General features: G+C 60.8%; 21 protein-coding genes. All 21 read right to left on the reverse strand.

Going from position 1 to position 21,685, the window contains the following annotated elements; translation table 11 throughout:
* Positions 1-7: 7 nt before the first annotated feature.
* The 21 genes from proS to D460_RS0119240 all read right to left on the reverse strand — a co-directional run bounded on the left by proS (position 8) and on the right by D460_RS0119240 (position 21,337).
* Entirely contained in the window at positions 8-1,330 is a 1,323-nt protein-coding gene (gene proS / locus D460_RS0119140) for a proline--tRNA ligase (RefSeq protein WP_018900194.1), read from the reverse strand.
* Positions 1,331-1,906: 576 nt separating this feature from the next.
* Positions 1,907-2,188, reverse strand: coding sequence for a DUF1467 family protein (locus D460_RS0119145; RefSeq protein WP_018900195.1), 282 nt, complete (start codon positions 2,186-2,188; stop codon positions 1,907-1,909).
* Between the two features lie 124 nt (positions 2,189-2,312).
* Positions 2,313-2,717 carry a methylmalonyl-CoA epimerase gene (gene mce, locus D460_RS0119150; protein ID WP_018900196.1) on the reverse strand — a complete coding sequence of 135 codons (405 nt, stop codon included), beginning with the start codon at positions 2,715-2,717 and terminating at the stop codon, positions 2,313-2,315.
* 4 nt (positions 2,718-2,721) lie between these two features.
* Entirely contained in the window at positions 2,722-4,392 is a 1,671-nt protein-coding gene (locus D460_RS0119155; protein ID WP_018900197.1) for a ribonuclease J, read from the reverse strand.
* Positions 4,393-4,409: 17 nt separating this feature from the next.
* Positions 4,410-5,174 (reverse strand): biotin--[acetyl-CoA-carboxylase] ligase, encoded by a 765-nt coding sequence (locus tag D460_RS0119160; protein ID WP_018900198.1) that lies wholly within the window; start codon positions 5,172-5,174, stop codon positions 4,410-4,412.
* Positions 5,174-6,619, reverse strand: coding sequence for an NADH-quinone oxidoreductase subunit NuoN (nuoN, locus tag D460_RS0119165; RefSeq protein WP_018900199.1), 1,446 nt, complete (start codon positions 6,617-6,619; stop codon positions 5,174-5,176). Before nuoN ends, D460_RS0119160 begins: the two co-directional genes overlap by 1 nt.
* 18 nt (positions 6,620-6,637) lie before the next feature.
* Complete coding sequence (locus D460_RS0119170; RefSeq protein WP_018900200.1) at positions 6,638-8,149, reverse strand: NADH-quinone oxidoreductase subunit M; 1,512 nt, start codon at positions 8,147-8,149, stop codon at positions 6,638-6,640.
* The gene (nuoL, locus tag D460_RS0119175; RefSeq protein ID WP_018900201.1) at positions 8,149-10,143 is read right to left on the reverse strand and encodes an NADH-quinone oxidoreductase subunit L; all 1,995 of its coding nucleotides are present in this window, start codon (positions 10,141-10,143) and stop codon (positions 8,149-8,151) included. The genes D460_RS0119170 and nuoL overlap by 1 nt, the downstream gene beginning before the upstream one ends.
* Positions 10,144-10,150: 7 nt before the next feature.
* Positions 10,151-10,459 (reverse strand): NADH-quinone oxidoreductase subunit NuoK, encoded by a 309-nt coding sequence (gene nuoK / locus D460_RS0119180; RefSeq protein WP_018900202.1) that lies wholly within the window; start codon positions 10,457-10,459, stop codon positions 10,151-10,153.
* A 29-nt stretch (positions 10,460-10,488) separates the two neighbouring features.
* A complete protein-coding gene (locus D460_RS0119185) occupies positions 10,489-11,103 on the reverse strand; it encodes an NADH-quinone oxidoreductase subunit J (protein ID WP_018900203.1) in 615 nt (204 codons plus the stop codon).
* Between the two features lie 136 nt (positions 11,104-11,239).
* Positions 11,240-11,731, reverse strand: a complete 492-nt coding sequence (gene nuoI / locus D460_RS0119190; protein ID WP_018900204.1) for an NADH-quinone oxidoreductase subunit NuoI — start codon at positions 11,729-11,731, stop codon at positions 11,240-11,242.
* Positions 11,732-11,771: 40 nt separating this feature from the next.
* Entirely contained in the window at positions 11,772-12,815 is a 1,044-nt protein-coding gene (gene nuoH / locus D460_RS0119195; RefSeq protein ID WP_018900205.1) for an NADH-quinone oxidoreductase subunit NuoH, read from the reverse strand.
* 12 nt (positions 12,816-12,827) lie between these two features.
* Positions 12,828-14,909, reverse strand: coding sequence for an NADH-quinone oxidoreductase subunit NuoG (nuoG, locus tag D460_RS0119200; protein WP_018900206.1), 2,082 nt, complete (start codon positions 14,907-14,909; stop codon positions 12,828-12,830).
* A gap of 226 nt (positions 14,910-15,135) precedes the next feature.
* Positions 15,136-15,777 (reverse strand): 5' DNA nuclease, encoded by a 642-nt coding sequence (locus D460_RS0119205; protein WP_018900207.1) that lies wholly within the window; start codon positions 15,775-15,777, stop codon positions 15,136-15,138.
* A gap of 4 nt (positions 15,778-15,781) precedes the next feature.
* Positions 15,782-17,086: an NADH-quinone oxidoreductase subunit NuoF gene (gene nuoF, locus D460_RS0119210; RefSeq protein WP_018900208.1), complete on the reverse strand. Its 1,305-nt coding sequence runs from the start codon at positions 17,084-17,086 to the stop codon at positions 15,782-15,784.
* A gap of 10 nt (positions 17,087-17,096) precedes the next feature.
* Positions 17,097-18,224: an NADH-quinone oxidoreductase subunit E gene (locus tag D460_RS0119215; protein WP_018900209.1), complete on the reverse strand. Its 1,128-nt coding sequence runs from the start codon at positions 18,222-18,224 to the stop codon at positions 17,097-17,099.
* A 16-nt stretch (positions 18,225-18,240) separates the two neighbouring features.
* Complete coding sequence (locus D460_RS0119220) at positions 18,241-18,516, reverse strand: hypothetical protein (protein ID WP_018900210.1); 276 nt, start codon at positions 18,514-18,516, stop codon at positions 18,241-18,243.
* On the reverse strand, positions 18,516-19,706 hold the full coding sequence (locus tag D460_RS0119225) for an NADH-quinone oxidoreductase subunit D (protein ID WP_018900211.1): 1,191 nt from the start codon (positions 19,704-19,706) through the stop codon (positions 18,516-18,518). The genes D460_RS0119220 and D460_RS0119225 overlap by 1 nt, the downstream gene beginning before the upstream one ends.
* Positions 19,707-19,778: 72 nt before the next feature.
* The gene (locus D460_RS0119230) at positions 19,779-20,381 is read right to left on the reverse strand and encodes an NADH-quinone oxidoreductase subunit C (RefSeq protein WP_018900212.1); all 603 of its coding nucleotides are present in this window, start codon (positions 20,379-20,381) and stop codon (positions 19,779-19,781) included.
* A 15-nt stretch (positions 20,382-20,396) separates the two neighbouring features.
* The gene (locus tag D460_RS0119235; RefSeq protein ID WP_018900213.1) at positions 20,397-20,981 is read right to left on the reverse strand and encodes an NADH-quinone oxidoreductase subunit B; all 585 of its coding nucleotides are present in this window, start codon (positions 20,979-20,981) and stop codon (positions 20,397-20,399) included.
* Positions 20,972-21,337, reverse strand: a complete 366-nt coding sequence (locus D460_RS0119240) for an NADH-quinone oxidoreductase subunit A (protein WP_026283310.1) — start codon at positions 21,335-21,337, stop codon at positions 20,972-20,974. The genes D460_RS0119235 and D460_RS0119240 overlap by 10 nt, the downstream gene beginning before the upstream one ends.
* Between the last annotated feature and the right edge of the window lie 348 nt (positions 21,338-21,685).

Raw genomic sequence — 21,685 nt, forward strand, 5'->3', positions numbered from 1 at the left:
CTTCTTCTTAGCCCAAGAGCTTATTGATTGCCGCGTCGATGGTCATCGTTTCGCGGGCACCGGTCTTGCGGTCCTTGACTTCCACTTCGCCGTTCGCGACCGCGCGCGGGCCGGCGATGATCTGTACGGGCACACCGATCAGGTCCGCGGTTGCGAACTTGGTGCCGGCGCGATCGTCGGTATCGTCATAGAGAACATCGACGCCGGCCTTGGAGAGCTCCGCGTAGATCTTCTCGCAGGCAGCGTCGCAAGCGGCGTCGCCGGCCTTCATGTTGATCACGACGACATCGAAAGGCGCGACAGAGGCCGGCCAGATGATTCCGTTCTCGTCATGCGATGCTTCGATGATGGCGGGAACAAGGCGTGTCGGGCCAATACCGTAGGAACCCATGTGGACGGCGTGTTCCTTGCCATCAGGTCCCTGCACCTTAGCACCCATCGGCTCGGAATATTTCGTGCCGAAGTAGAAGATATGGCCGACTTCAATTCCGCGTGCGGACAAGCGATCGCTCTCGGGGATGGCGTCGAAAGCGGCTTCGTCGTGCATCTCGGAGGTGGCGGCGTAGACCGAGGTCCACTTCTTGAAGATCGCGTCTAGGCCGGCGACATCGTCGAAGTTGGTGTCGACCGAGGGGATATCGAAATTCACGAAATCCTTGTGGCTGTAGACTTCCGATTCACCGGTGTCGGCAAGGATGATGAACTCGTGGCTAAGATCGCCGCCGATCGGGCCGGTATCGGCGCGCATGGGAATGGCGCGCAGGCCGAGACGATCGAAGGTCCGCAGATAAGCCGCGAACATCTTCTTGTAGGAATGCTCGGCGCCTTCGCGGGTCATGTCGAAGGAATAGGCGTCCTTCATCATGAATTCGCGCGAGCGCATGGTGCCGAAGCGCGGACGGATCTCGTCGCGGAACTTCAGCTGGATGTGATAGAGGTTCAGCGGCAAGTCTTTGTAAGACTTGACCGAAGACCGGAAAATATCGGTAACCATCTCTTCGTTGGTCGGGCCGTACAGCATCGGACGGTCCTGACGGTCCTTGATGCGCAGCATCTCCTTGCCGTAGGCGTCGTAGCGCCCGCTTTCCTGCCAGAGCTCGGCCGACTGCAGGGTCGGCATCGACAGCTCGATGGCGCCGGAGCGGTTCTGCTCCTCGCGGATGATGTTGTTGACCTTATCGAGCACGCGCTTGCCCAGCGGCAGCCAGGAGTAGATCCCCTGCGACTGCTGCCGGATCATGCCGGCGCGCAGCATCAACCGGTGGGAGACAATTTCAGCCTCCTTGGGGTTTTCCTTGAGGATGGGCATGAAGTAGCGAGACAGACGCATGGCGAATTCCAGAGCTGTTGAGACGCCGCCAAATAGCGGAATCGAAGGCAATCACAATGTTGGCAGCGTTCATAACCGCTTCGCGGCAGGAAGGAAACCCGCGAGGGATTTCCACAGGCTTCTCTTAGAGCAAGTTGGAGCCCGCAAACCGAAGAAACCAAGAAAGCGGCGAAATTATAATGACTTGCGCGAAACTCTTATCAACAGAAAAAATTTACTCGAGTGTAGCAAAAATGCAAAAAAATCTGATGACAAAGCACAATCTTTGAGCTAGCTTTAGCCCACAAAACAGGCAGGGAGTTCAAATCCCTACCATTTTCGCGGTCAAGTCTTGGGAGGATCAGATCTTAGGCGCGCTTGTCGCAGCCCCGGTAACGGTTAAGGATCACGCGATACTTAAAACAAGGCTTTTAGCCTTGTTTTTTTTTGGCTTTTCGACACCGCGTCGGTAGCTCGAAACACTCATCTTCCGCAACGTAAGCTGCCCATTCCGTTACGGCACCTCCATGCCGCAACTTGATGACACGCGTATGACGCCCCTTCTCTCGCATCTGCTCAATTGCTGAGCAAACGCCCTCAGACGTTCGAGAATGACGGGCCGATCTGCGGAAGGGCATCGAAGCCCCAGCCGAAATAGGTCGAAGAGACATACCAGAGGGTGTAGATGACGGCCGAGACCAGCGTCGTCAGCGAGAAGGTGAAGAGCGGCCGGAAACGCGTTGGCGCGCTGTGCACGGTGCCGAGCACGATATCGTCGTCCTCCGCCTGCGTCCGCAAGCCGATCGGCAAGACGGCAAAGAGCGTCATCCACCAGACGATGAAGTAGACGGCAAAGCCCTGTAGAAATGTCTGTAGCATAAGATCTCCCACCCAAGCGGCCGCATCGGGCCACCGCCCTTATAAGACGGAACAGCGACGATACAAAGCGGTGTTGAGAGGCTTGTGCAGTCTTGGCAGCGTTTGGGTCACTCTGCCGCAGCGATCAGACCTGCTCGAGCTCGATCAGCGTGCCGAAGAAATCCTTGGGGTGCAGGAAGAGCACGGGCTTGCCGTGGGCGCCGATCTTCGGCTCGCCATTGCCAAGCACCCTCGCCCCGGCGGCCAGCATCTGGTCGCGGGCCGCGATGATATCGGCCACCTCATAACAGATGTGATGCATGCCGCCGGATGGGTTCTTCTCCAGGAAGGCCGTTATCGGGGATTGCGGGCCGAGCGGCTCAAGCAGTTCGACCTTGGTATTCGGCAGTTCGACAAAAACGACGGTGACGCCGTGTTCCGGCAATGCCTCGGCCGCAGATACCGCGGCGCCAAGCGTGTCTCGATATGCGGCCGTGGCGGCTGCGAGATCGGGAACGGCTATGGCGACGTGGTTGACGCGGCCGAGCATCGGATCAGACCTTAGTGACGAAGACAGTGACCAGCGGCTTCTTGCCCCAGATCTGGTTGGCCGTCGAGCGAACCGCGCGACGCATCGATTCCTGCAGCAGGTCCAGATCCTTGCGGCGCGCGCGCGGAATGCTCTCGAAGGCGCTCAGCGCGGCGTCATAGAGCGTGTCTTCGAACTCGTCGCCTTCATCGTCGTAGACAGGCAGGCCGATCGCCACCATGTCGGGTTCGCCGATGATATCGAAACGGGCGTCGATCACGACGTTCAGCGCGACATGGCCGACATAGGAGAGCTTCTTGCGATCGCCGATGCCCATTTCGTCGAAATCGCCGATCAGCGTGCCGTCCTTGAAGATACGGCCATGCGGGGCTTCGTCGATCACTTCCACCGTACCGGGCGCCAGGCGCAGGACATCGCCGTTGCGCACGCGCGGAACGGTGGAGATGCCGGATTGCTCCGCGAGTTCCTTGTGGGCGGTCAGATGCGTGGCTTCGCCGTGCACCGGGACAACGACGGTCGGCCGCGTCAGCTCGTACATCTTCTGCAGTTCGTTGCGGCGTGGGTGTCCGGAGACGTGAACAAGCGCTTCGCTGTCGGTGATGATGTGAACGCCCTGCTCGACGAGGCCGTTCTTGATGTCCTGAATGGCTTTCTCGTTGCCCGGGATGGCGCGCGAGGAGAAGACGACCGTATCGCCCGCCGCCAGCGCCACGTTGCGCATCTCGTCACGCGAGAGCTTGGCAAGGGCTGCGCGCGGCTCGCCCTGGCTGCCGGTCAGGATGACGACGACGTTTTCGCGCGGAATATAGCCGTATTCCTCTTCGGCGATGAACGGCTTGATTCCATCGAGCAGGCCGAGGTCACGGGAGACGTTGACGACCCGCTTCAGCGAGCTGCCGAGCAACAGGACTTCGCGTCCGGCGGCTTCGGCAGCTTCAGCCACGGTGCGTATACGGCCGACATTCGAGGAGAAGGTGGTAATGGCGACACGACCTTCGGCGTTCTCGATGATCTTGCGCAGGCTTTCCGAAACGTCCTTCTCGGACGGCGAGACACCGTCGCGCAGCGCATTGGTCGAATCGCACATCAGAGCGAGCACGCCTTCATCGCCGAGCTGGCGGAAGCGTGCTTCATCGGTCAGCGGGCCGAGCGACGGTTCGTGGTCGATCTTCCAGTCGCCGGTGTGGATGACGTTGCCCAAGGGCGTGCGGATCATCAGCGACATCGGCTCGGGGATCGAGTGGTTGACGGCCACGCCCTCGACGCTGAAGGGGCCGACATTGACCACGGTGCCCGCCGTGAACGGCGTGATCGGGATTTCGACCATCGTCGACTTCTCGTAGTTACGCTTGGCTTCCAGAAGCCCGGCCGTGAAGCCCGATGCGTAGACGGGAACATTGAGACCCGGCCATAGATCGGCCAGCGCGCCATAGTGATCCTCATGCGCGTGGGTGATGAAGATCGCCTTCAGGTTCTTGCGTTCCTTGGCGAGGAAGCGAATATCGGGCAGAACCAGATCGACGCCTGGCAAATCCGGACCCGGGAAGGTCACGCCGCAGTCGACCATGATCCACTGGCGATGCGCGGACGGGCCATAGCCGTAAAGGGCGAGATTCATACCGATCTCGCCAACGCCGCCCAAAGGCAGAAATACCAGTTCGTCCTGCTTCGCCATACTGCTTGTTTTTCCAATCATCCAAAGAAGACGTCGCCGGCGGCGATCGTCATCATCCTGCCTGCCCCCGTATCGAGCAGCAACAGGCCATTATCATCAATTCCGCTGAAGTGGCCGGAAATCGAACGGTCCGGCAGATTCACGGTTATCTTTTCGCCAATACCGCAAGCGACATCGCGCCAACGGGCGGTGATATCGCGAATACCGCGGCCGCGGTCCCACGCTGATAGCACATCGGCCATGGATGCGAACAGATGCGCGAAGAGTTCCTGTGGAGAGGCGGAACTTCCCTGTTCTCGCAGGCAGGTAACGGGATAGAGCGGATTGTCGGGCATGAAGGCGACATTGATGCCGATGCCGATAACAAGGGCGTAGCGGCCATCGGCGAGCGCCTCGCCTTCCATCAGAATGCCGCATGTCTTCTTGCGGCCGATCAGGATGTCGTTCGGCCACTTCACCTCGAGCGGCTCTGCGCTTGGAGGCAGCACCATCCACACCGCCTCGTGCACGGCAACCGCGATCGCCAGCGGCAGGGACGAGATGCGCTCCATCGGCGCGGGGTCGATCAAGAGAAGAGAGGCGTAGAGGTTGCCGGGCTCAGACACCCAGGGACGACCACGGCGGCCGCGGCCGCCGGTCTGTCTTTCCGCAGTCACCCAGAGGCGACCGGCATCCCCTGCCCGAGCACGGGCAAGGCATTCGCTATTGGTGGACAATGTCTCTGACAGAGCCTCGTGCCTGAAGTCATCGAGAGACTTCAGGCGCCGTGGGTCGAAGCTCATCAGAACAGCGTCGCGGCTGCGAGTTCGGCCGCACCGCCGATCGGACCGCCGATGAGGACATAGGCGAGAACGAACAGGCCGGAGACGCCGAAGACGAGGCGCAGCGAGCCGGAGACACGGGCGAATTCGCCGGTGGCTTCATCGAACCACATCAGCTTGATGACGCGCAGGTAGTAGTAGGCGCCGACAACCGATGCGAGGACGCCGATGATGGCAAGCGCATAGAGCTTGGCTTCGATGGCGGCGACGAAGACGAAGTACTTCCCGAAGAAGCCTGCCAGCGGCGGAATACCGGCCAGCGAGAACATCAGGATGGTGAGGACCGTCGCCATCATCGGATTGGTGGTCGAAAGGCCTGCGAGATCGGCCACGTTTTCGACGACGGTGCCATCCTTGCGGCGCATCGACATGATGATCGCGAAGGAGCCCAGCGTCATGACCATGTAGATGAGCATATAGAGCATGACGCCCGAGACGCCCGTCTGCGAGCCGGCGGCAAGACCGACCAGCGCGTAGCCCATGTGACCGATCGACGAATAGGCCATCAGTCGCTTGATGTTCTTCTGGCCGATCGCGGCAAACGAGCCGAGCAGCATCGAGGCGATCGAGATGAAGACGACGACCTGCTGCCAGTCCGCCATGACGGGCTGGAAGGCGGTGATGACGATACGCGTCATCATGGCCATGGCGGCGATCTTAGGCGCACTGGCCAGGAAGGCCGTGACCGGGGTCGGCGCACCTTCGTAGACGTCCGGCGTCCACATGTGGAACGGAACGGCCGAGATCTTGAAGGCGATGCCGGCGAGGATGAAGACCAGACCGAAGATCAGGCCGAGCGAACGCGCACCATCCACCGTCAGCGCCTGGGCGATATCGGCGAAGTGGGTGTGGCCGGTGAAGCCATAGACCAGCGACATCCCGTAGAGCAGCATGCCGGAGGAGAGAGCGCCGAGTACGAAATACTTCAGGCCGGCTTCCGTCGACTTGACGCTGTCGCGGTTGATCGCGGCGATGACGTAGATCGCCAGCGACTGCAGCTCGAGGCCGAGGTAGAGCGAGATCAGGTCGTTGGCCGAAATCATCAGCAGGATGCCGAGCGTGCAGAGCACGATGAGAACCGGGAACTCGAACTTGTCGAGCTGGTTTTCCTTGGCAAGGCCGAGCGACATGAACAGCGCCACGATGGAGCCGACCAGAGCCGTCACCTTCATGAAGCGGCCGAAGCCATCAGCCAGGAAGACGCCGCCGTAGGCAAGGCCTTCGCTCGGAGCGAAGACCAGCCAGAGGGCCGCGACCGCCAACAGGATGATCGCGAGAACGCTGACCATGCGGCCGGAGCGCTCTCCCGAGAATACGCCGATCATCAGCAGGACCAGAGACCCGATCGCGAGGATCAGTTCCGGTATCGAAAGATGCAGGCTTGCGAGTAGTGTTTCAGAGGTCATATCACAAAAGTCCCGTCATCATTTCATCGACAGCGCGACGTCATGCGCTGCCTGGACTGCGGCCGAATAGCTGTTGATCAGATGGTCGACGGAGGCAGCGGTCACATCGAAGACCGGAGCCGGATAGACGCCGAAGAAGATCGTCAGAGCAATCAGCGGGTAGAGGATCAGCTGCTCACGCGGCGACAGGTCGAGGAGAGCCTTGAGCTTTTCCTTGTCCAGCGTGCCGAAGATCACCCGGCGATAGAGCCAGAGTGCGTAAGCGGCCGAGAGGATCACGCCGGTGGCGGCAAAGAGCGCAACCCAGCTGTTGACCCGGAAGACACCGATCAGCGTCAGGAATTCGCCGATGAAGCCCGACGTGCCGGGGAGCCCGACGTTCGCCATGGTGAAGACCATCATCGCCACAGCATATTTCGGCATGTTGTTGACGAGGCCACCATAGGCCGCGATCTCGCGGGTGTGGGTGCGGTCATAGACCACGCCGACGCAGAGGAAGAGCGCGCCCGAGACGATACCGTGCGACAGCATCTGGAAGATCGAGCCCTGCAGACCCTGCGCGTTTGCCGCGAAGATACCCATCGTCACGTAGCCCATGTGGGCAACCGAGGAGTAGGCGATCAGCTTCTTGATGTCTTCCTGCATCAGCGCCACCAGCGAGGTGTAGATGATGGCGATGACGGACATGGCGAAGACCATGGGCGCGAAGAAATCGGAAGCAACAGGGAACATGCCGAGCGAGAAGCGGATGAGGCCGTAGCCGCCGAGCTTCAGCAGCACGCCTGCCAGGATGACGGAACCAGCCGTCGGCGCCTGAACGTGGGCGTCGGGAAGCCAGGTGTGGACCGGCCACATCGGCATCTTCACCGCGAACGAGGCGAAGAAGGCCAGCCATAGCCAGGTCTGCATGTGCGGCGGGAACTTGTAGGCGAGCAGCGCCGAAATATCGGTCGTGCCGGCCTGCCAGTACATGGCCATGATGGCCAGCAGCATCAGCACGGAGCCGAGCAGCGTGTAGAGGAAGAACTTGTAGCTGGCGTAGACGCGATCCTTGCCACCCCAGACGCCGATGATCAGGAACATCGGGATCAGGCCGGCTTCGAAGAACACGTAGAAGAGAACGATATCGAGCGACACGAAGACGCCGACCATCATGACTTCCAGCATCAGGAAGGCGATCATGTATTCCTTCAGGCGCTTCTCCACCGAGAACCAGCTGGCGAGCACGCAGAAGGGCATGAGGAAGGTCGAGAGGATGACGAACAGCATGGAGATGCCGTCGACACCGAGATGGTAGCTGATGCCCGTGCCGAGCCAGCCGTGCTTCTCGATCATCTGGAAGCCCGGGTTCGCATTGTCGAAACCGATCCAGATGAAGAGCGACAGGATGAAGGTCACGACCGTCGTCAACAGGGCAATGTTGAGGACGTTGCGGCGGCCGTTCGGGCCGTTCTCATTCATCAAAAGCAGGAGCACCACGCCGACGAACGGCAGGAAGGTGACCGTGGAAAGAATAGGCCAATCGGTCATCAGAGGGCACTCCCGAGCATCATCCAGGTAACGAGCGCTGCAACGCCGATCAGCATGGCGAACGCGTAGTGATAGAGGTAACCGCTCTGCAGGCGCACGACGCGGTTGGTGACATCGACGACACGGGCGGCAATGCCGTTCGGGCCGTAGGTGTCGATGACGCCGACGTCACCCTTCTTCCACAGGAACCGGCCAAGGGCCTTTGCCGAACGGACGAAGAGGAGGTCGTAGAGCTCGTCGAAGTACCACTTGTTCAAGAGGAACTGGTAGAGCACCCGATGCTGGCGTGCGAGCACGGCCGGCGTCGACGGCGACTTGATGTACATGTACCAGGCGGTCACGAAACCGATCACCATGGCGATGAAGGGGCTGAGGGCTACGAGCGCCGGAACGTGGTGGAACTCGTGGACCAGCTCGTTGTGCTCCGAGGTGAAGAGCGCGCCCTTCCAGAACTCGGCATATTCCTCGCCGTAGAAGTGTCCTTCGAAGAACCAGCCCGCGAAGACCGCGCCGATCGCCAGCAGATAGAGCGGGATCAGCATGACCTGCGGCGATTCGTGCACGTGGTGCATGACCTCGTGCGAAGCGCGCGGCTTGTTGAAGAAAGTGAGGAACATCAGGCGCCAGGAATAGAAGCTCGTGAACAGAGCCGCGATAACCAGCATGGCGAAGGCGAAGCCAGCGACCGGCGAATGCGATGCGTATGTCGCCTCGATGATCACGTCCTTAGAGAAGAAGCCGGCGAAGCCGAACGGCGTGAACGGAATGCCGACGCCGGTAATGGCGAGGGTACCAATCAGCATCATCAAGAACGTGACCTTGATGTGCGGACGCAGGCCACCCATGTTTCTCATGTCCTGCTCACCATCAACGGCATGGATGACCGAGCCGGCGCAAAGGAAGAGCAGTGCCTTGAAGAAAGCGTGCGTGAAGAGGTGGAAGATGGCCGCGCCATAGGCGCCGACACCGAGAGCGACGAACATGTAGCCGAGCTGCGAGCAGGTCGAGTAGGCGATGACGCGCTTGATGTCGTTCTGCACGAGGCCGACGGTGGCCGCGAAGAAGGCGGTGATCGCACCGATGATGGTGACGACGGTCAGCGCATCCGGCGACAGTTCGAACAACGGCGACATGCGGGCGACGAGGAAGACGCCGGCGGTAACCATGGTTGCGGCATGGATGAGCGCCGACACGGGCGTCGGGCCTTCCATGGCGTCAGGCAGCCAGGTGTGCAGCAGGAACTGCGCCGACTTACCCATTGCGCCCATGAAGAGCAGCAGGCAGGCGCCGGTCAGCGCGTGTGCCTTGTCGAGGTGCATGCCGAAGAGGTTCAGGACCACTTCGCCGCCCTCGCCGCCTTCATGCGCGAAGCTCGCAGCATTGGCGAAGATGGTGTCGAAGTTGATGGCGCCGAAGAGAACGAAAACGCTCGAGATGCCGAGGATGAAGCCGAAGTCGCCAACGCGGTTGACGATGAAGGCCTTCATGGCGGCGGCGTTCGCCGACGGCTTCTTGAACCAGAAGCCGATCAGCAGGTAGGACGCCAGACCCACGCCTTCCCAGCCGAAGAACATCTGAGCAAGGTTGTCGGAGGTGATCAGCATCAACATCGCGAAAGTGAAGAGCGACAGGTAGGCGAAGAAGCGCGGGCGATGCGGGTCATGGTGCATGTACCCGATCGAATAGAGATGGACGAGCGTCGAAACCGAGTTGACGACGATCAGCATGACCGAGGTCAGCGTGTCGATGCGCAGCGACCAGGAGACGTCGATGCCGCCGGACTGGATCCAGCGCAGGACTTCGACCTTGATCGGGCCGCCTTCGACATGGCCCATGCCGACGGTGATGAAGACGTACCACGACAGAACCGCAGTGATGATCATCAGACCCGTCGTGACGAATTCCGACGCCTTGGCGCCGATCGCGCGGCCGAAAAGGCCGGCTATGATCGCGCCGATCAGGGGAAGAAAGACGATAGCCTTATATAAAAACATAGCCTTATCAGCCCTTCATCATATTGACGTCTTCCACGGCGATGGAGCCGCGGTTGCGGTAGAAGACGACGAGAATTGCGAGACCGATGGCCGCTTCAGCAGCAGCGACGGTCAGAATGAACAATGCAAAGACCTGGCCGACGATGTCGTTCAGGAACGACGAGAAGGCGACCATGTTGATGTTGACGGCGAGCAGAATGAGCTCGATCGACATCAGGATGACGATGATGTTCTTCCGGTTGAGGAAGATGCCGAAGACGCCGAGCGTGAAGAGGATGGCGCTGACCGTCAGGTAATGGGAAAGTCCGATGACCATTGTGTTGTTTCCTTAAGCTCGCGCCTGCCTCAAAGCCCCTGCCCCGGCTTCACCGAGATCACCTCGACGGCGGTCTTCGGGTTGCGGGCAACCTGGTTTGCGATGTTCTGACGCTTGACCGTCGTGCGATGCTTGAGCGTGAGCACGATTGCCCCGATCATCGCGACCAGCAGGACGAGAGCGGCGATTTCGAAGAAGTAGACGTAATTCGTATAGAGCACGTCGCCGAGGGCGGCGGTGTTGGTGCGCTCGGTGATCGCGGGGATCGGCATGGCGACCGTCTTGGCGATCTCCGGCGAGATCACGCTGCCGCCGACCACGACGATCAGCTCGGCCGCGAGGATCACCCCGATCAGCGCGCCGATCGGCGCGTATTCCAGAACACCCGCCCGCAGCTCCGTGAAGTCGATGTCGAGCATCATGACCACGAAGAGGAAGAGAACCGCCACGGCGCCGACATAAACGACGAGCAGGATCATCGCGAGGAATTCAGCCCCGAGCAGCAGGAAGAGACCGGCCGCGTTGAAGAAAACCAGGATCAGGAACAGAACCGAGTGAACCGGGTTCTTCGACCAGATGACCATGAACGCCGACGCTATCGCGATAAAGGCGAAAATATAGAAAAATAGAGCCTGCAGACCCATGTTCGTGCCTTCTTCATCTTCCCACGGGCTGCCGGGTACTCCCCCCGCCCGATGAAGCTTCGCATTGGTTGCCGCGAAGCTCTGGTGCATGTTGACTGGGCGATACTTCAAGCACCGCCCGGCATTTCAATTTCAATCAACGGTACGGAGCGTCGAGTGCGAGGTTGCGAGCGATTTCACGCTCCCAACGGTCGCCGTTCTCGAGGAGCTTCTGCTTGTCGAAATAGAGCTCTTCGCGCGTTTCCGTCGCAAATTCGAAATTCGGGCCCTCGACGATCGCATCGACCGGGCAAGCCTCCTGGCAGAAGCCGCAATAGATGCACTTCACCATGTCGATATCGTAACGGACCGTGCGGCGGGTGCCATCGTTGCGGCGCGGGCCGGCTTCGATGGTGATCGCCTGAGCAGGACAGATAGCCTCACACAGCTTGCAGGCGATGCAACGCTCTTCGCCGTTGGGATAACGACGCAGGGCATGTTCGCCACGGAAGCGCGGGCTGACCGGTCCCTTTTCGAACGGATAGTTCACCGTTGCCTTCTGCTTGAAAATGTAACGGAACGTCAGCCAGAAAGCGCTGATGAATTCCTTCAGGAACAACGAGCTGACAGCGTTGGACAAGCCTGCCATCTTCAACCTCCAATATTGCTGGAAACCAGGGCCGGCATGATCATGCCCCTGCCGTCAGCTTCAGCACGAATGCAACAATGATGACCATGGCGAGCGACAGCGGAAGGAAGACCTTCCAGCCGAGGCGCATCAGCTGGTCGTAGCGGTAGCGCGGCACGAATGCCTTGACCATCGCGAACATGAAGAACACCAGGCACGACTTCAGCATGAACCAGATGATGCCGGGAACCCAATTCAGGAACCAGACGTCGACCGGCGGCAGCCAGCCTCCGAGGAACAGGATCGTCGTCAGCGAGCACATCAGAACGATGGCCGCGTATTCGCCGAGCATGAACATCATGTAGAGGGCCGAACCATACTCGACCATGAAGCCGGCGACGAGTTCGGATTCAGCTTCCGGAAGGTCGAAGGGCGGACGGTTGGTTTCAGCCAGTGCCGAGATGAAGAAGATGATGAACATCGGGAACAGGGCGAGCCAGTGCCAGTCCAGGAAGGACGACGGCATGCCGAGGCGCGTACCGATGCCGCTCTGCTGAGCGTGAACGATATCCGTCAGGTTCAGCGAACCTACGCAGAGAAGGACGGTGACGATAACGAAGCCGATCGAGACTTCGTAGGACACCATCTGTGCCGCCGAGCGCAGCGCGCCGAGGAACGGATACTTCGAGTTCGAAGCCCAGCCGCCCATGATGACGCCGTACACTTCAAGCGACGAGATCGCGAAGATGTAGAGGATGCCGACGTTGATGTTGGCGATGACCCAGCCATCAGCGAAGGGAACCACGGCCCAGGTCGACAGCGCCAGAAGCACGGTGACCAGCGGGGCCAGAAGGAAGACCGCCTTGTCGGCGCCGGCCGGAATGATCGGCTCCTTGAAGACGAACTTCAAAAGGTCGGCGAAGGACTGGAAAAGGCCGAAAGGACCCACCACATTCGGTCCGCGACGCAGCTGTACGGCCGCCCAGATCTTGCGGTCGGCCAACAGGATGTAGGCGATGAAGACGAGCAAGCAGACGAGGACGAGAAGCGACTGACCGACCATGAGGAGGCCTGGCCAGACATATGTTGAAAGAAACGATTCCATAGTCCCCTGCCCTTACTCTGCCGCGACTTTGAAGTTGTTGCGGGCCAATGCCGAGCACTCAGCCATGACAGCCGATGCGCGCGCGATTGGGTTCGTCAAATAGAAGTCTTTCACCGGCGATGCGAAGCCGGCCTTGTTCATCTTGCCGGCTTTCTTGGCGACGGCAGCAATCTTGGCGCTATCGCTTTCGGCAATCTCGTCGGCGGCCGCGAAGTGCGGGAACGCCTGGTAAAGCTTGGCGCGCAGCTGGCTCAGCGAGTCGAACGGCAGCTTCTTGCCGAGAACGTCGGAGAGCGCGCGGATGATCGCCCAGTCCTCGCGGGCATCGCCCGGTGCGAAGCCTGCGCGGTTACCGATCTGAACGCGGCCCTCGGTGTTGACCCAGGTGCCCGACTTTTCCGTGTAGGCTGCGGCCGGCAGGATGACGTCGGCGTTCTGTGCGCCCTGGTCGCCGTGCGAGCCGATGTAGACGGTGAACTTCGCCTTCTTGGCTTCGAAGTTCATTTCGTCGGCGCCGAGCAGGAAGAGAACGTCCATCGAGGTCAGCATCTCGGCGGCATTGACGCCCTTGGCGCCCGGTACGAAGCCGAGATCGAGACCACCGACGCGGGCAGCAGCCGTGTGCAGGACGGCGAAACCGTTCCAGCCATCGACGACAGCGCCGACAGTGCCGGCGAGCTTGGCAGCGCTGGCGAGAACGCCTGCGCCGTCAGCGCGCGAGAGAGCGCCCTGGCCGATGATGATCAGCGGCTTCTTGGCGTCGGTCAGAACCTTGGCGAAGCTGTGCGTGCCGTCGACCAGATCCTTCAGCGTATCCGGACCCGAGCCGAGATATTCGTAGTCGTAGCGCAGTTCGCCGGCTTCGCCGATCACGCCGATCGGGAAGTTGCCGCGGCGCCAGCGCTTGCGGATGCGGGCGTTGAGAACTGCGGCTTCGAAGCGCGGGTTGGCGCCGATGATGAGCAGCGCGTCGGCCTGTTCGATGCCTTCGATCGTCGGGTTGAAGAGGTAGCTTGCGCGGCCGAGCGACGGATCGAGTGCCGTCCCATCCTGGCGACAGTCGAGGTTCTCGGAACCGAGCGACTTTACCAGTTCAGACAGGGCATACATCTCTTCGACGGAAGCGAGGTCGCCGGCGATGGCGCCGATCTTGTCGCCAGCGGTCGAGGCAACAGCCGACTTGATCGCTGCGAACGCGTCCGGCCAGCTTGCGACCTGCAGGCGGCCGTCCTTGCGAACGTAAGGCTTGTCGAGGCGCTGCGTCTTCAGGCCGTCCCAGATGAAGCGGCTCTTGTCGGAGATCCACTCTTCGTTGATCTGGTCGTTGACGCGCGGCATGACGCGCATGACTTCGCGGCCACGGGTATCGACGCGGATCGCCGAGCCGAGCGCGTCCATGACGTCGATCGTTTCGGTCTTGTTCAGTTCCCACGGACGGGCCGTGAAGGCGAAGGGCTTGGAGGTCAGCGCGCCGACCGGGCAAAGGTCAACGACGTTGCCCTGCAGCTCGGAGGTCATCGCCTGCTCGAGATAGGTGGTGATTTCCGCGTCTTCGCCACGACCGATCAGGCCGAGCTCGGCAATGCCGGCGACCTCGGTGGTGAAGCGAACGCAGCGCGTGCAGTGAATGCAGCGGTTCATGACCGTCTTGACGAGCGGTCCGATGTACTTGTCCTCGACGGCGCGCTTGTCTTCCTGATAGCGCGAGCCGGCGATACCGAAGGCCATGGCCTGGTCCTGCAGGTCGCATTCGCCACCCTGGTCGCAGATCGGGCAATCCAGCGGATGGTTGATCAGGAGGAATTCCATCACGCCTTCGCGGGCCTTCTTGACCATCGGCGTGTTGGTGAAGACCTCGGGCAGTTCGCCGTTCGGGCCGCCGCGGATATCGCGCACGCCCATGGCGCAAGATGCCTGCGGCTTCGGCGGGCCACCCTTTACCTCGACGAGGCACATGCGGCAGTTGCCGGCAACCGAAAGGCGTTCGTGGAAGCAGAAGCGCGGAACTTCAGCACCGGCTTCCTCACACGCCTGAATGAGGGTGTAATGATCCGGGACCTCGATCTCGTTACCGTCAATCTTCAGTTTTGCCATCGTCACTCAGTCCTGTTTCCCGTTCACCGGAAGCCGGTAAACAAACCTATTCTGCAACGTTTCCACTGCCAGGCCGGATTTTTATCCCGCTGACACTGGTGTCGTCCAAATTTTCGTCTCCGCCCCCCGAGGCCCGGGAACCGGCCTGCGACGTCGCGGCATTGGGACCCTCCCCGCGCCGCTCAGTCTTGTCTCTCCTCCGATCGCGATCCGCGACCGGACATCATCACGTCCGCTTCCGGCCCTTTGCCGTGAGCAGCTTTGCCTGCGCCACCCAGCCATCGCGGGCGATGCGGCCGTCGAAGCCAAGCTCCGCGTCCAGGCGGGCCACGTCGGCATCCGACCAGCCAGCGATCTCACCGAGCGTGCGAACACCCTTGGCGTTCAGCACCTGCTCGAGCTTCGGGCCGACGCCGGAGATCTGCTTCAGATCATCAGCCTTCTTGCCACGCGCCGCCGGCTTGGTGGCTACAACAGTCTTCGTCTTCGCCACCGGCTCGGCCTTGTCGGCAACCGCGGCCAGCTTGACGCGGGCCGCCGTCTTCTTCGGTGCGGCCGGGCGAATGTTTTCCGGCTTCACGTCGATCTCGGGCTTCGGCTCTTCCGGCGGCGTCTCGTCGAGAACTGCCGCCAGCTTGTTCGATGCTTCCATCGCTCCCTGGAGAGCGCCGAAGAAGGCGCCGGCCATCTGCGTGGAGAAGCCGAAGCCGATTGCGGTCGCGGCAGCCATGGCGGCTGCCGGATTGACCATCATCGGCGCGATCGGCAAGGCGCGGGCATTTTCCAGCATCTCGGCAGCAAGACGGCCGAAGTCGGCCGAGAAATCGGCGACCCCTTCCTTGTTCTTGCTGTCGGATGCGTTTGCCATCGTCTTACTCAGCAGCCTCAAGAACCGCGCCATGGTCCATGGCGCTTGCCGTATACTGATCGATGCGCGCTTCGATCTCATGACGGAAGTTACGGATCAGACCCTGCACCGGCCATGCGGCAGCATCGCCGAGCGCACAGATGGTGTGGCCTTCGATCTGCTTGGTGACGGCGAAGAGCATGTCGATTTCGCGCTTCTGGGCGTTGCCCTTGGCCATGCGCTCCATGACGCGCCACATCCAGCCGGTGCCTTCGCGGCACGGCGTGCACTGGCCGCAGCTCTCGTGCTTGAAGAAGGCCGAGATACGGGCGATCGCCTTGATGACGTCGGTGGACTTGTCCATGACGATCGAAGCGGCCGTACCGAAGGAGGAGCCGACCGAGCGCAGGCCGTCGAAGTCCATCGGCACGTCGATCATGTCCTTGGCGGGAACGATCGGGCACGATGCACCGCCCGGAATGACCGCGAGCAGGTTGTCCCAGCCGCCACGGATACCGCCGGCGTGCTTGTCGACGAGCTCACGGAAGGTGATGCCCATTTCTTCTTCTACGGTGCACGGCTTGTTGACGTGACCAGAGAGCATGAACAGCTTGGTGCCAACGTTGTTCGGACGGCCGAGTGCCGAGAACCAGCCGGCTCCGCGACGAAGAATCGTCGGAGCAACGGCGATCGACTCGACGTTGTTGACCGTGGTCGGGCAGCCGTAGAGACCCATGTTGGCCGGGAATGGCGGCTTCAGGCGCGGCTGGCCCTTCTTGCCTTCCAGGCTTTCGAGCAGCGCGGTTTCTTCGCCGCAGATGTAGGCGCCGGCGCCGTGGTGGACGAAGATGTCCATCGGGTAGCCAAGCTTGTTGTTCTTGCCGAGCAGACCGAAATCGTAGCACTCGTCGATCGCCGCCTGCAGCGCCTCGCGTTCACGGATGTATTCGCCGCGAACGTAGATGTAGGCGGTATTGGCGCCCATGGCGAACGAGGCGATGACACAGCCTTCGATCAGCGTATGGGGATCGTGACGCATGATGTCACGGTCCTTGCAGGTGCCGGGCTCGGATTCGTCGGCGTTGACGACGAGGTAGTGCGGACGGCCGTCGTTTTCCTTCGGCATGAAGGACCACTTGAGACCGGTCGGGAAGCCTGCGCCGCCACGACCGCGAAGACCGGAAGCCTTCATCTCATTGATGATCCAGTCGCGACCCTTTTCGAGGATCTGCTTGGTGCCGTCCCAGTGGCCGCGGCTCATCGCGCCCTTCAGGGACTTGTCCTTAAGGCCGTAGATATTGGTAAAGATGCGATCTTTATCTTGTAACATGCTTCACCTCTTACCGCGGCTTCTTGCCGAAGACTTTAATGTATTCGGCTTCGCCGCCCTTGGCGAGCGCCTTGGCCTGCTTGACCCAGTCGTCGCGATCGATGCGGCCCTTGAAATTCAGGTAGCCATCAACCCACTCGCGCTCGGCCTTCTTCCAGCCCGCGACCTGCGCGAAGGTGAAGATGCCCAGTTCGTGCAGCGTGCCTTCGATCTTCGGGCCAACGCCCGAGATCAGCTTCAGATCGTCAGGGGTGGCAGGCTTCTCGATGCCGGCAGGACGGTTCTTGTCTGTCAGCGACGGCTTTGCCGTTGCCGGAACCGGTGCCGCGACGCCCGGCTGCTCTTCAACGGCCTTGGCGTTTTTTGCAGCGGCCTTCGGCGCCGTTACGGGCGTCTTCAGCGCGGCATTGGTCTCGGCGTCCGTGCTCTTGGCGCGGGCTGCTTCCGACGGGGGAACCGGTGCGGCGTCGACCGTTGCGGTCGCGGCGTCGGCGACGACCTTCTTGGCGGAGGCCTTCTTCTTCGGCTCTTCGTCGGTCAGCGACGTCGGGCCACCCTCAGGAGAGGAGAAGTGACGGTCGATCTGCGGGCCGGGTGTTACGCTTGCGCCGTTGCCGGCATCGAAGGTGTCGATGATCTCGGCCAGGCGCTCCGGCGTCAGGTCTTCGTAGGTGTCCTTGCCGATCATGACCATGGGCGCGTTGACGCAAGCCCCGAGACATTCGACTTCTTCCCAGGACAGCGTGCCTTCGGCGTTACGCTCGAACGGATGGTGATGGATCTTGCTCTTGCAGACCGACATCAGGCCTTCCGAACCGCGCAGCATGCAGGGCGTCGTGCCACACACCTGAATGTGGGCGCGCGTGCCGACCGGGCCGAGCTGGAACTGCGTGTAGAAGGTCGCGACCTCGAGAACGCGGATGTAGGCCATGTCGAGCATGTTGGCGACCTTTTCGATCGCCGCGCGCGTGACCCAGCCGTCCTGTTCCTGCGCTCGCATCAACAGCGGAATGACCGCGGATTGCTGACGGCCCGCAGGGTATTTCTGGATCGTCTTATCCGCCCAGGCCGCGTTCTCGTCATTGAAGGCGAACGCGGCAGGCTGGAATTGATCTTCGGCTAATCGACGAACGGACATTCTTCCTCACGCCTTGTCAGTTTAGGGCGCCACACTGCGACGAGGTCAGAGACTTCATCTCGCAAGCGTAGGCCGACTGGTCTTTCTGCAGGAACACAACGAAGAACTTTCCACCGTTGGGGACTGCAGCCTTGATTTGATAGCCCCTGGACAAAAGTTCGCCCATGGACGCCTTGTTTGCCGGCGGCGCCACGTCGTCCTGGCCCAGCTTGGGGCCAAGTCCATCGGCTTGCTGGGCGTATACGCCAGAAGCCAGGAGGAGGACGACGGTAACGAGCGACGGCAGCTTCATTAGCGGTCGACCTCGCCGAAGACGATGTCGAGCGAGCCGAGAACGGCTGTCACGTCGGCAAGCATGTGGCCCTTGCAGAGGAAATCCATCGCCTGCAGGTGGGCATAGCCCGGGGCGCGGATCTTGCAACGGTAGGGCTTGTTGCTGCCGTCGGCGACGACGTAGACGCCGAACTCGCCCTTCGGCGCTTCGACGGCCGCGTACACTTCGCCGGCCGGAACGTGATAGCCTTCGGTGTAGAGCTTGAAGTGGTGGATCAGCGCTTCCATCGAACGCTTCATCTCGCCACGCTTCGGCGGAACGACCTTGCCGTCGATCGAAGAGACCGGGCCGACCTTGGCATCGCCAAGCAGACGGTTGACGCACTGCTTCATGATACGGACGGACTGGCGCATTTCGATCATGCGGATCAGGTAGCGATCGTAGCAGTCGCCGTTCTTGCCGATGGCGATGTCGAATTCGAGATCGTTGTAGCACTCGTAGGGCTGCGAGCGGCGCAGGTCCCAGGCAGCACCCGAACCGCGAACCATGACGCCCGAGAAGCCCCAGGACCATGCGTCTTCCAGCGATACGACGCCGATATCGACGTTACGCTGCTTGAAGATGCGGTTGTCGGTCAGGAGGCCTTCGATATCGTCGAGAACCTTCAGGAATGGGTCGCACCACTTGCCGATATCCTCGACCAGTTCCTGCGGGATGTCCTGGTGGACGCCGCCCGGACGGAAATAGGCCGAGTGCATACGGGCGCCACAGGCGCGCTCGTAAAACACCATAAGCTTTTCGCGCTCTTCGAAGCCCCAGACCGGCGGCGTCATCGCGCCGACGTCCATGGCCTGCGTCGTCACGTTCATGATGTGCGACAAGATTCGGCCAATTTCGGAGTAGAGAACACGGATCAGCTGACCGCGAATCGGAATTTCCAGCTTCAGCATCTTTTCGACGGCGAGCGCGAAAGCATGCTCCTGGTTCATCGGCGCGACGTAGTCGAGGCGATCGAAATAGGGAACGGCCTGAAGGTAGGTCTTCGATTCGATCAGTTTTTCGGTGCCGCGGTGAAGGAGGCCGATATGCGGATCGACGCGCTCGATGATTTCGCCATCGAGCTCAAGCACCAGACGCAGAACGCCGTGCGCGGACGGATGCTCCGGTCCGAAGTTGATCGTAAAGTTGCGAACGTTATGTTCAGTCATAGCGACGCGCTCCGCGCTGGCAATTGGCATGAGACGGCGAACGGAGAGGCTTCAAGACAGTCGAGCCTCATCTCAATTCGCAGCCTTCTCGTCTCCCGGAAGTACGTAATCGGTGCCTTCCCACGGGGACGTGAAATCGAAATTGCGGAATTCCTGCTTCAGTTCGACGGGCTCGTAGACGACACGCTTGGCGGCATCATCATAACGCACCTCGACATAACCTGTCGTCGGGAAGTCCTTGCGCAGCGGATGGCCTTCGAAGCCATAGTCCGTCAGCAGACGGCGCAGGTCGGCATGACCGGAGAACGGAATGCCGTACATGTCCCAGGCTTCGCGCTCGAACCATTCGGCGCCCATGTAGACCGACGTGGCCGACGGAACCGATACGCCATCGGCAACGGCGAGCTTGACGCGGATGCGCAGGTTCTGCTTCGGCGACAGGAGATGGTAGACGACATCGAAACGCTTTTCGCGCTGCGGCCAGTCGACGCCGCAAATGTCGATCATGCTGACGAAACCGCAACGCGGATCGTCGCGCAGGAACGTCAGCAGCGCGACGATCGTTTCCGGCGTCGTGGTTACGTTCAATTCGCCATAGCTGATCGATGCATCGACAATCAGATCGCCGCGCATCTCGCGGAGATACGACGACAGTTCGCTCAAGGCTTCACTCATGACAGTCCTCCGCCCTTAGCGCTCAATCGTTCCGGTGCGCCGTATCTTCTTCTGCAGAAGCAAGACCCCGTAGAGCAGCGCTTCTGCCGTGGGGGGACAGCCCGGCACGTAGATATCGACAGGAACGACACGATCGCAGCCACGCACGACCGAGTAGGAATAGTGATAATAGCCACCGCCGTTTGCGCAGGAGCCCATCGAGATGACGTAACGCGGCTCCGGCATCTGGTCATAGACCTTGCGGAGCGCCGGCGCCATCTTGTTGGTCAGCGTACCAGCGACGATCATGACATCCGACTGGCGCGGCGAAGCGCGCGGAGCAACACCGAAGCGCTCCATGTCGTAACGCGGACCGGAAACCTGCATCAGGCCTTCGACGGCGCAGCAGGCAAGGCCGAACTGCATCCACATAAGCGAGCCGGTGCGGGCCCAGGTGATCAGATCGCGAGTGGACGTGACCAGGAAGCCCTTGTCTGCCAGCTCGTCATTGATCTCGCCGAAAAACGCAGTGTCGCTGCCAACAGGCTTGCCCGTTGCCGGGTCGATGATGCCTTTCGGATGCGGCGCGACGAGCGCCTTGTCGCTTGGGGCTACTCCCATTCCAGGGCTCCCTTTTTCCACTCATAAATAAAGCCGATGGTCAGCACGAGAAGGAAGACCATCATGGACCAGAAGCCGAACCAGCCGATCGCGCCGAAAGAAACGGCCCACGGGAACAGGAAGGCGACTTCGAGGTCGAAGATGATGAAGAGAATCGACACCAGATAGAAGCGGATATCGAATTTCATGCGGGCGTCGTCGAACGCGTTGAAGCCGCATTCGAAAGCCGAAAGCTTTTCAGCATCAGGCGCCTTGTAGGCAACGGCGAACGGCGCAATGAGCAGCGACAAGCCGATTACAAGGGCGATGGCAATGAAAATGGCGATCGGAATATAGGAACTGAGAAGTCCAGTCATCAGGTTCATCCCTGCTTGCCGCCTGCGCCGGGAGGCGCGGCCTGAGCATTTGCCCGGCAAGCGAACGTGCGTTGCAACAAGCCGTGGTTAGCGCAGCCACAGCCAATGCGCAAGAGTTTTAGCGTGTCAATTCCAATTGCATACGTGCGACATTATTAGCCACGCATATTGTTTTTGCGACAAATCAACGCACAGCCCGCGATCTTGCATGCCAGCCCAGCATTTATTGCATGACTGACGGGCTTTCATGAGTGGAAAACGCAGGATTTGACAGGACCAAGCCGCGAACTCAGGCTGCCGAACACATTGAGAAGTATGGCATATCCGCTGTGCGCGCCACATTCGCCC

Source organism: Rhizobium sp. 2MFCol3.1 (genome assembly GCF_000377565.1).
GTDB lineage: Bacteria > Pseudomonadota > Alphaproteobacteria > Rhizobiales > Rhizobiaceae > Rhizobium.

Excerpts from the sequence above, each read along its gene's own strand:
- D460_RS0119225 (WP_018900211.1), bottom strand. The coding sequence starts at position 19,706 with ATGACTGAACATAACGTTCGCAACTTTACGATCAACTTCGGACCGGAG.
- nuoL (WP_018900201.1), bottom strand. The coding sequence starts at position 10,143 with ATGTTTTTATATAAGGCTATCGTCTTTCTTCCCCTGATCGGCGCGATC.
- nuoH (WP_018900205.1), bottom strand. The coding sequence starts at position 12,815 with ATGGAATCGTTTCTTTCAACATATGTCTGGCCAGGCCTCCTCATGGTC.
- D460_RS0119170 (WP_018900200.1), bottom strand. The coding sequence starts at position 8,149 with ATGACCGATTGGCCTATTCTTTCCACGGTCACCTTCCTGCCGTTCGTC.
- D460_RS0119145 (WP_018900195.1), bottom strand. The coding sequence starts at position 2,188 with ATGCTACAGACATTTCTACAGGGCTTTGCCGTCTACTTCATCGTCTGG.
- nuoK (WP_018900202.1), bottom strand. The coding sequence starts at position 10,459 with ATGGTCATCGGACTTTCCCATTACCTGACGGTCAGCGCCATCCTCTTC.
- D460_RS0119185 (WP_018900203.1), bottom strand. The coding sequence starts at position 11,103 with ATGGGTCTGCAGGCTCTATTTTTCTATATTTTCGCCTTTATCGCGATA.
- D460_RS0119230 (WP_018900212.1), bottom strand. The coding sequence starts at position 20,381 with ATGAGTGAAGCCTTGAGCGAACTGTCGTCGTATCTCCGCGAGATGCGC.
- D460_RS0119160 (WP_018900198.1), bottom strand. The coding sequence starts at position 5,174 with ATGAGCTTCGACCCACGGCGCCTGAAGTCTCTCGATGACTTCAGGCAC.
- D460_RS0119240 (WP_026283310.1), bottom strand. The coding sequence starts at position 21,337 with ATGACTGGACTTCTCAGTTCCTATATTCCGATCGCCATTTTCATTGCC.
- D460_RS0119235 (WP_018900213.1), bottom strand. The coding sequence starts at position 20,981 with ATGGGAGTAGCCCCAAGCGACAAGGCGCTCGTCGCGCCGCATCCGAAA.
- proS (WP_018900194.1), bottom strand. The coding sequence starts at position 1,330 with ATGCGTCTGTCTCGCTACTTCATGCCCATCCTCAAGGAAAACCCCAAG.
- nuoN (WP_018900199.1), bottom strand. The coding sequence starts at position 6,619 with ATGACCTCTGAAACACTACTCGCAAGCCTGCATCTTTCGATACCGGAA.
- D460_RS0119205 (WP_018900207.1), bottom strand. The coding sequence starts at position 15,777 with ATGGCAAACGCATCCGACAGCAAGAACAAGGAAGGGGTCGCCGATTTC.
- nuoF (WP_018900208.1), bottom strand. The coding sequence starts at position 17,086 with ATGTTACAAGATAAAGATCGCATCTTTACCAATATCTACGGCCTTAAG.
- mce (WP_018900196.1), bottom strand. The coding sequence starts at position 2,717 with ATGCTCGGCCGCGTCAACCACGTCGCCATAGCCGTTCCCGATCTCGCA.
- D460_RS0119220 (WP_018900210.1), bottom strand. The coding sequence starts at position 18,516 with ATGAAGCTGCCGTCGCTCGTTACCGTCGTCCTCCTCCTGGCTTCTGGC.
- D460_RS0119215 (WP_018900209.1), bottom strand. The coding sequence starts at position 18,224 with ATGTCCGTTCGTCGATTAGCCGAAGATCAATTCCAGCCTGCCGCGTTC.
- D460_RS0119155 (WP_018900197.1), bottom strand. The coding sequence starts at position 4,392 with ATGGCGAAGCAGGACGAACTGGTATTTCTGCCTTTGGGCGGCGTTGGC.
- nuoG (WP_018900206.1), bottom strand. The coding sequence starts at position 14,909 with ATGGCAAAACTGAAGATTGACGGTAACGAGATCGAGGTCCCGGATCAT.
- nuoI (WP_018900204.1), bottom strand. The coding sequence starts at position 11,731 with ATGGCAGGCTTGTCCAACGCTGTCAGCTCGTTGTTCCTGAAGGAATTC.